Below are 8,846 nucleotides of genomic sequence, written 5' to 3' on the forward strand. Positions count from 1 at the left end.
ATGGTGATCACGATGCTCTGGAATGGGTGATCACGATGGCCTGGAATCGGTGATCACGATCGGCTGGAACGCGCATCCGAGCGGCTCAAGCAGGAATTCATCGTCGAAGATCAGCCTGGTGCCGGCTCAAATCTCGCCACTGAAAGGGTCATAAGGGCACTTCCGGACGGCTACACGTTACTGATGGCCACGTCGACGAATGCTATCAATGCGACGCTCTACAACAATCTTAAATTCAATTTCCTACGCGACACCACACCGGTCGCTAGCATCACCCGCACGCCGCTTATTATGGTGGTCAATCCGTCATTTCCTGCCAAGGCCGTTCCCGAGTTCATCGCCTATGCCCGGGCCGCTCCGGGCAAGATCAATATGGCGACAGCCGGCATTGGAAGTCCGTCTCATCTTGCCGGCGAGCTGTTCATGACGATGACCGGAGTTCTGTTGATCCCAGTGCACTACTCCCGCACCATCTACCTCTCCGATATGCTTGCTGGACACGTGCAACTGGTATTCAGTCCGCTACCCACGGTGATCGAGCAGGTTAGGGCGGGCAAGTTGCGCGCCCTTGCGGTGACCAGCGGGACACCTTTGGTTGCGCTGCCAGACGTCCCGACCATCAGCGAGTTTGTGCCGGGCTATGAGGCAAGCGTATGGAATGGCCTAGTCGCGCCGAAGAACACGCCGACCGAGATTGTTGACAACCTCTACAAAGAAATCGATGCCGCCCTCGCCGATCACAAGATAGGAGCGCGACTGGCCGGTGTTGGCGTCGTTCCAAAGTCGATGACACCAGCTGACTTTGGCAGGTTCATTGCCGAAGACACCGAGAAGTGGGGCAAAGTAATCCGAGCGAACAACATTAAGGTGGAGTGAGCGCGCCGTACGCTAGCGCTTAATGTCAGTCTTTCGCTCTTCGTCCACGTGAATTGTCGCCGCTTTTGGCGGGACCAGGCGCAATCCTCGTAATGATGTTTGGAATCTGGACCCGACTTACGAGTCGGAGACTCCGATTTCACTTCGGCGCAGCTCGTTTCGGAACAGCACTCGCCCCTTCGGATAGATCGAGCGGCTGATCAACAGGATAGTCTCTCCGTCGAGATAGTACCATCGTCGGACCAGCATCGCAGGACTGCCCTCCGGAGCATCGAAGACCGCGGCCATCTCGTCGTCATGAACAATTGGCTCCATCTCTTCGACGATCTTGCGCACCCGAATTCCGAACACCCGTTCAGCGGTTCCGGCAATCGACCCCGTCAGTTCGAAGAGATAAGGCCGGATCGCCGAGAAGCTCGCGGCGATGTAGGCATCGGTCAGGGTAAGCAATGGCTCATCCGGCCCTCCTGGTGATTTGCGAACGCCTTGGAACAAGAGGAACTGGCGGCCGAATTCGCAGCGAAGCTCTGCCGCCAGGGCCTCATCGGCTATGACGTCGCGGACCTCCAACGGCTGGAGCGGGATCGTGGTCGCGAGGAACTCATCGATTGATCGAGAGATTGCGGTGAACTTCGGCGTTTGGGGCGTTTGACGCAACACCGTTGTGCCCGAGCCGCGTCGACTGGCCACCAGTCCGCGCGCGCGGAGGTCGACCAGCGCCTCGCGAATGGTGAACCGGCTCGCGCCGAACATGCGCATCAACGCGAACTCGGATGGTAAGCGGCTGCCGGCGGGGTAGTCGCCGCGCACGATGGCATCGGCGAGTGAATCGGCGATCCGGCGAAATAACGGTCCCCCGGTAGTGATGGAATCGTGAACCATGCAATCAAGATACGCTTGTCCGGATGTCCGTGCAAATATTTCTTGACGGATGCCTTTGCGAAGGATATTTGTCCGGACAACCGGTCAAATTAGAGAAGGGACCAACCTATGCCAGACCTTTCCCTGATTCGTAGCCTCCTCTTCACGCCAGCCGATCGTCCGGACCGCTTTGCTCACGGACCTTCGTCCGGCGCAGACGGCGCCATCCTCGATCTGGAGGATGGCGTCGGCCTCCCCGCAAAGGCGGCCGCTCGCAATGCCGCGTTGGCGTTCTTCGCCGATTCTGCTGCCGCACCGGCCGGCTTCGTCTGGGCGCTGCGGCTCAACCACGTCACCACGGAGGCGGGGCTCGAGGACCTCATGGCCCTTCGGGCCGCGCGCAAGCCGGCGGTCGTCGTTCTGCCCAAGACCGAGTCGGTCACCGAGGTCGAGATCGCGCTGGCTCACCTCGGCCCCGGCAAAGCGACTCCAAGCATCGTCGCGCTGATCGAAAGCGGGCGCGGCCTTGCCGCGGCCGACGAGATCGCCAGGCATCCGGCGGTCGCGGCACTTGCGTTCGGCGGCGCGGATCTCGCCGCCGATCTGCACGCGGCGCTCGCCTGGGAGCCGATGCTCTTCGCACGCAGCCGCATCGTGCAGGCGGCGGCGAGCGCCGCGATCGCCGCGTGGGACGTGCCGTTCCTCGACATTCACGACCCCGACGGTCTCAAGCTCGAGACCAGCGCCGCCAAGACGCTCGGCTACGTCTGCAAGCTCGCCATTCATCCCGCTCAGATCGCGCCCATCAACGCCGTCTTCACGCCGTCAGCGAACGAGCTCGCGCGCGCCCAGCGCGTCGTCTCCGCGTTCGCGGCGGCGCACGGCGGCGCCTGTCAGGTCGACGGAAAGATGATCGACGCCCCGGTCGTCAAGGCGGCGCGCCGAACCGTCGCGCTCGCCGCTCAAGCAGCCTGAAACCCCAAAACGCAGGAGATTACCCCATGAGTCTCTACGCTTACGTCCGCGTCGGCAAGAACCGCTACCGCGAGCGCTTCGGCCTGAGCTTCGAGGATCTGCATGAGGGCATGCGCATCCGCCATCGTCCCGGCATCGACGTCTCGCAGCAGGACAACCGCGAAGACGCGGTCGATCTCGTCAACAACGCGCAGCTTCACTTCGACAGTCACTACGCGGCGCAGACCGAGTGGAAGAAGCCGCTCGGCGTGAGCACCATGACGGTGCAGCGGCTGCTCGGCATGATCTCGCGCAGCTGGTACCGGCGCCGAGCGATTCTCGGCATCGACAGCATCGCGATGACGCATCCGGTCTTCGGCGGCAACACGCTCTACGCCGAGTCGACCGTGACCGGGCTGGAGGCAGGCGCCGACCCGGAGGTCGGAATCGTCACGCTCACGATCGACGGGCTCAATCAGGACAACGTGACTGTCTCAAAAATCAGCGCCCGGCTGGAAATGTACCGGCGGGGACAGCATCCCGAGGACCGCCCGGACGAGCCGCCCGCCGAGGAGGAGCGCTTCCGCTCGCATTACGTCGACGCGCAAGGCGCGCTCGTCGAGCAGACCGGGCTTGCCTTCGAGGATATGAAGGAAGGCGAGACATTCGTCCATTGGCCGGGCCGGACCATCGCGTTCGAGGAAAGCCGCCTCCACGCGCTGCGATCCCTCGAGATCAATCCACGCTGGCATGATGCCGCTTATCTGAAGAAGCATCAGGCGATCGCGCCGGCGGTCTTCGAGCCGCTCGTCGTCGGGTTCGTCACCGCGCTGACGACACGCACGCTCGGCCGCGTCGTCGCCAATCTGGGCTGGACCGGCATCGAGCTGCCGCGCCCCGTGAAGCCCGGCGAGACAATCTACGCCGAGTCGACGATCGGCCCGGTCCGCGCATCGCACTCGCGGCCCGGCCAGGGCATCGCAAAAGTCGAGACCCGCGCCTTCGTGGAGGGCGGCGACCTTGTGTGCCGCTATCAGCGCGCCCTGCTGGTCTATCGCCGCGGCATGGGCCCTTACGCCGCGGCTGGCTACTGAATGAACGCAACGGAGGCAACAATGACCAAGCATGAAGATCTGTATCGTCGTCGGCTGACGTCTCCCGAACTTGCCCTGTGCGACCTACCGAAGCGTTGCAGCGTCCTCCTCGGCATCTTCGCCGCCCAGCCCCCGGCGCTCGTCCGCGCGTTCGCGGATCGCGCGAAGGCGGGCGATCTCAACGAAGCGCTCGCCTACTACATGCACGCGACTCCGGCGACGATCGAGGCGCTGATGCGTCTCGACCTTATGGACGTGATCAAGCTGTATCCGTTCTTCCTCGGCGCGGGCGAGCGTGGGCTGGCCAGGCAGCTCAACGAGCGCAGCCGCAAGATCGTCCATTTCGTGCCGAATTCGTTCAGCGAAATCCCCGGCATCGTCCGCGAGCGGCCGCCCTTCGACGTCTTCCTGCTGCAGGTCGCGCCGATGGACCGGGCCGGCTGGTTCAGCTTCGGTCCGAGCGGCGCCTACTCCCTCGCCGGCATCGAGCGGTCGAAGCGAATCATCGTCGAGGTCAATCGCAACATGCCGCGCAGCCACGGCACAGGTCAGGTGCACGTCTCCCAGGTATCGGCGATCGTCGAGAACACGAGCGAGATCAGTGCCTACGCGAGCAAGGCGACGACCGACACCGACCGCCAGATCGCGGCGCATGTCATGCCAATGATCCAGGACGGGGCTTGCGTGCAGTTCGGCGTCGGTGGCGTGCCGAATATCATTGCTGGCGCGCTGACCGACCGGAAGAATCTCGGCGTGCACACGGAGCTCCTGAGCGATGGGCTCGCGAGCCTCATCGCCTCCGGCGCTGTCACCAATCGGCACAAGACCACCGATCGCGGCAAGAGCGTGTTCAACGTTGCGATGGGTACTGCCGCGACCTACGACCTAATTGACGACAATCCGTCGATCGAATGTCGGATGGCCGATTACGTCAACGATCCGCGCGTCATCGGAGAGAACGACAACGTGGTCTCCGTCAACGCGATGATCGAGGTCGATCTCACCGGTCAGGTCAATGCCGAGTTCCTGGCGACGCATGAGTACGGAGGCGCCGGCGGCCAGCTCGACTTCGTCAAGGGCGCGTCATACTCGCGCGGCGGCCTGTCGTTCATCGTCGGGTCCTCGACTGCCGCTCACGGCAAGGCATCACGGATCGTGCCGAAGCTGCAAGGTCCGGCAACGGATGCGCGGATCGACACGCAATACATCGTCACCGAACACGGCATCTGCAACTTGCGCGGCATGAGCTCGGACGAGCGCGCCTACGCCCTGATCGGGCTCGCCCAGCCCTCGTTCCGCGACGAGCTGACTGCGGCTGCACGCGAAATGCATCTGATCTGAGGTGTCCCATGTCGCGCACGATCGCCCATCTGCTTGTCGATATCCTGAATGCAGCCGGAGTTCGGCGCGTCTACGGCGTCGCCGGAGACTCGCTGAACGGCATCACCGACGCATTGCGCTCGGGGGGAACGATCGACTGGGTCCACACGCGGCATGAGGAGACCGCCGCCTTCGCGGCAGGTGCCGAAGCGCACCTGACCGGCTCGCTCGCGGTATGCGCCGGCAGTTGCGGGCCGGGCAACCTGCATCTGATCAACGGGCTCTTCGATTGCCATCGCTCGCGCGTGCCGGTGCTGGCGATCGCGGCGCAGATTCCGAGCAGCGAGGTCGGCCGCAACTACTTCCAGGAAACGCACCCGCAGGACCTGTTTCGCGAGTGCAGCCACTACTGCGAGCTGGTCACCAATCCCGCACAGCTCCCTGGCGTCTTCGAAACCGCGATCCGCGTCGCGGTCGCGGAGCGGGGCGTCTCCGTCATCGTGCTGCCGGGCGATGTGGCCCTGAAGGAGGCTCCGCCGGCTGCCCGTCTTTCACATGCGCTGCTCCCGGCACGCCCGCTGCTGCGGCCGCGCGATCCGGAGCTCGACGCGCTCGCGAAGATGCTGAACGAGGCGTCGCGGGTCACGCTGCTCTGCGGGCGCGGGTGTCTCGGTGCGCATGACAAGCTGATGCAGCTTGCGGAGACGCTCAAGTCGCCGATCGTCCACGCGCTGGGCGGCAAGGAGGCCGTCGAGTACGACAATCCCTACGACGTCGGCATGACCGGGCTGATCGGCTTCAGTTCCGGCTATCACGCTATGATGGACTGCGACACGCTTTTGATGCTCGGGACGGACTTCCCGTACCGTCAATTCTATCCGGTCGACTCGAAGATCGCGCAGATCGATCTTCGCGGAGCGAATCTCGGCCGGCGTTGCCGCATCGATCTCGGACTGGTCGGTGATGTCGCCGACGCGATCGAAGCGCTGCTTCCGCGCCTGAGGCCGAAATCGGATCGCGCGCATCTTGACGACAGTCTTGCGAACTACCACCGCGCGCGCCAGGGGCTCGACGACCTCGCCGTGGGCCGTCGCGGCCACAAGCCTATCCACCCGCAGTTCGTCGCCAAGACGATTAGCGAGCTCGCGGCCGACGACGCGGTGTTCACATTCGATGTCGGGACCACGACCGTCTGGGCCTCGCGGTATTTGAAAATGAACGGCAAGCGCCGCCTGATCGGCTCACTCGTGCACGGCTCGATGGCGAATGCGATGCCGCAGGCGATCGGCGCGCAGGCCGCGTTTCCCGGACGGCAGGTGATCTCGATGTCTGGAGACGGCGGTTTCACCATGCTGATGGGCGACTTCGTGACGCTGCTGCAGCGCAAGCTGCCGGTCAAGGTCATCGTCTTCAACAACAGCACGCTCGGCTTCGTCGAGCTGGAAATGAAGGCGTCCGGCTTCCTCGATACCGCAGTGGCGCTGACAAATCCCGATTTTGCCGCAATGGCAACAGCCGCCGGCGTTTTCGCCGTTCGCGTCGAGGACCCGGCGAACCTTCTGGCCGCCATGAAGCAGGTGTTCGCGCATGACGGCCCGGCGCTCCTAGACGTCGTCACCGCGCGCCAGGAGCTCGCGATGCCTCCCGAGCTGGAGCTTGGTCAGGCGGAAGGCTTCAGCCTGTGGGTCATGAAAGCCGTGCTCGACGGCCGCGCTAGCGAGTTGATCGACCTCGCCCGCACCAACGTCCCGCTTTTACGCTAACGAGCAGTCTCGTCGGTGGACACCAGCGCTCTGCTGCTCTTGCGCAGCCAGTTCGCCTTCACGGTTGTCGTTCCAATCTTCTAACGTCCGCGCTCGGGAAACTGATCGGACGGAGTGTCGCTACCCCTTTGCTCCCCTGGTAATGGAGCAAACACGCAAGAACCCCGTCCGGGTGACCTATTTGGGTCAGGCTCTAACCTTCACACGGGAGAGGTCCAAGGTTCGATCCCTTGTACGCCCACCATTAAGCCCTGACTATCAACGACTTAACGAATTGCTTCCCTAGAAGCGTGCCCCAGAAAAACTGGGGCACAACCGGGGCACCTTCGAGCACGGTTGACGACCGGCGAAGTTTTTTCATGGACCGGATAGCGGCGGGGCATATCGGAATGCCTGAGGATTGAGCGAGCTGATAGCGGCGTCATTCGACACTCCTGCGGCCGATGCGTCGAGCAAGTTCACGGTCAGTGAAGCCATAAGTGCGTGCTACATGAGGCTGCACTCAAGGTAAGCTTTCATGTTTCAGCAGCTAAACGGCAGAGCAATCGTGCTGGGCGGCCTCCATAGCCAAGTCGAACAAGTGACCCTGCCCGCCCCGCGTCAACCGATGACGGATTTGTACTCTAGAAACTCTTCGATCCCGACGCGCCCCCACTCCCGGCCGATACCCGACAGCTTGAACCCGCCATGCGTTCCTCGCTTGTCCAGAGGGGCGCCGTTGATTCGGATGCGCCCGACGCGCAGCCTACTTGCAATCGCTTGGGCATGATCGGCATCGCGGCACCAAACGCCGCCGGCAAGGCCGTACGGGGAATCATCATTCGCGACCCGATTGGGCCAGTGGCAAATCCCGGCATGGTCCGCTATGCCGTCGGAAGAGGAAGTTAGCTATCCTACCCCGACGCAACAGGAGCGGACACGATGACTGAGTCCGTCAGCAACGATCACTCGCCCGTCGCGTCTCGGCTGCGATCCAGAAAGCCCGCGACCGTCAGCGCGTCGGCACTGGCGCTCCACCTCGGTTGCAGCCGGACCTACATCGGCTGTCTCGAAGCCGAAGGCGTGATCCAGCGGCAAGGTCAGCCAATGCACCACCGTGGGCAGCTTCGACTACGCAACTTTGTGGACGATCCGACACGATTCTCAAAGGAGCGTCGTTGATGGCAATTGGCAACATAGTCCGAGATCGGCCGATACCGGTTCTGTATGGCTTGATGATTGTTACGCTTGTCGCATTGCTGCCGCTTCCGCCCCTGTTGCAGGACCAGAGTTATCATCAGTTCGCCGATCAGCGCGAATTGTTCGGCGTGCCGAACTTCTGGAATGTCGCCTCGAACCTGCCCTTCATCGCGGTAGGCGCGTTTGGTCTCGCGCAAATTCGTCGCGATGCAACAACTTTCGTGCTCTTCGCCGGGATTTTCTTAACCGGCTTTGGCTCATCGTATTACCATCTTGATCCGAACGACGACACGTTGTTCTGGGATCGATTGCCGATGACTCTCTGCTTTGCCGCGATACTTGCCGCTGTCGTTGAAGAGCGCGTGGATGCCAAGGCGGGCGCAATGTTGTTACGGCCGCTGCTTGCAATCGGCATTTTCAGTCTTTTGTTGTGGCGCTGGACCGACGATTTGCGGCTCTACGCGTGGGCACAATTTTTTCCGTTTCTCGCTTTGCTATTAATCCTCAGCCTCTTTCCGGCGAAATACACCGGCACTCCCTTCTGGGTCGGCGCCGCTGGGCTTTACGCGCTCGCCAAGCTGCTGGAATATTATGACCACGAGGTCTATTCGTTTGGTCGAATTCTAAGCGGGCATACGCTGAAGCACCTTTCGGCAGCAGCCGCTTGCTTCGCAATCCTGATGCTATTCCAAGTTCGCCGACCGCTGGAAGGGGTAGCCAGCAGCTAGTCACGTGAATCTAAAGTTCGCCACATAAAGTCTGCTGAGCTTTGTGACAGAAGCGTTTAACAGAAGCCAAG

At 62.4% G+C, this 8,846-nt stretch carries 9 protein-coding genes; 7 read left to right on the forward strand and 2 right to left on the reverse strand.

Annotated features, from left to right (window positions below):
* Positions 1 to 63: 63 nt before the first annotated feature.
* Complete coding sequence (locus Q2941_RS49085; protein WP_458197172.1) at positions 64 to 876, forward strand: tripartite tricarboxylate transporter substrate-binding protein; 813 nt, start codon at positions 64 to 66, stop codon at positions 874 to 876.
* Positions 877 to 993: 117 nt separating this feature from the next.
* Here the strand turns inward: Q2941_RS49085 and Q2941_RS49090 are convergent, their stop codons facing one another.
* A complete protein-coding gene (locus tag Q2941_RS49090; protein ID WP_254111330.1) occupies positions 994 to 1,758 on the reverse strand; it encodes a GntR family transcriptional regulator in 765 nt (254 codons plus the stop codon).
* Positions 1,759 to 1,866: 108 nt separating this feature from the next.
* Between Q2941_RS49090 and Q2941_RS49095 the strand changes: the two genes are divergently transcribed.
* The 4 genes from Q2941_RS49095 to poxB are packed head-to-tail and all read left to right on the forward strand — an operon-like array spanning position 1,867 to position 6,868.
* Entirely contained in the window at positions 1,867 to 2,712 is an 846-nt protein-coding gene (locus tag Q2941_RS49095; RefSeq protein WP_458197169.1) for an HpcH/HpaI aldolase/citrate lyase family protein, read from the forward strand.
* A gap of 26 nt (positions 2,713 to 2,738) precedes the next feature.
* Complete coding sequence (locus Q2941_RS49100) at positions 2,739 to 3,785, forward strand: MaoC/PaaZ C-terminal domain-containing protein (protein WP_254111328.1); 1,047 nt, start codon at positions 2,739 to 2,741, stop codon at positions 3,783 to 3,785.
* Positions 3,786 to 3,806: 21 nt separating this feature from the next.
* Positions 3,807 to 5,126: an acetyl-CoA hydrolase/transferase family protein gene (locus Q2941_RS49105; RefSeq protein ID WP_458197170.1), complete on the forward strand. Its 1,320-nt coding sequence runs from the start codon at positions 3,807 to 3,809 to the stop codon at positions 5,124 to 5,126.
* 8 nt (positions 5,127 to 5,134) lie between these two features.
* The gene (poxB, locus tag Q2941_RS49110; protein WP_458197171.1) at positions 5,135 to 6,868 is read left to right on the forward strand and encodes a ubiquinone-dependent pyruvate dehydrogenase; all 1,734 of its coding nucleotides are present in this window, start codon (positions 5,135 to 5,137) and stop codon (positions 6,866 to 6,868) included.
* A 600-nt stretch (positions 6,869 to 7,468) separates the two neighbouring features.
* Here poxB and Q2941_RS49115 read toward each other — a convergent pair.
* Positions 7,469 to 7,735, reverse strand: a complete 267-nt coding sequence (locus Q2941_RS49115) for an aldehyde dehydrogenase family protein (protein WP_458197173.1) — start codon at positions 7,733 to 7,735, stop codon at positions 7,469 to 7,471.
* 54 nt (positions 7,736 to 7,789) lie between these two features.
* Here Q2941_RS49115 and Q2941_RS49120 point away from each other — a divergent pair, with 54 nt between their 5' ends.
* Together Q2941_RS49120 and Q2941_RS49125 are read left to right on the forward strand one after the other, a co-directional pair.
* Positions 7,790 to 8,029 (forward strand): hypothetical protein, encoded by a 240-nt coding sequence (locus Q2941_RS49120; RefSeq protein WP_156944893.1) that lies wholly within the window; start codon positions 7,790 to 7,792, stop codon positions 8,027 to 8,029.
* Positions 8,029 to 8,775: a ceramidase domain-containing protein gene (locus Q2941_RS49125; protein WP_035665038.1), complete on the forward strand. Its 747-nt coding sequence runs from the start codon at positions 8,029 to 8,031 to the stop codon at positions 8,773 to 8,775. The genes Q2941_RS49120 and Q2941_RS49125 overlap by 1 nt, the downstream gene beginning before the upstream one ends.
* Positions 8,776 to 8,846: the final 71 nt, after the last annotated feature.

It is taken from the genome of Bradyrhizobium sp. UFLA05-153 (assembly GCF_054185185.1).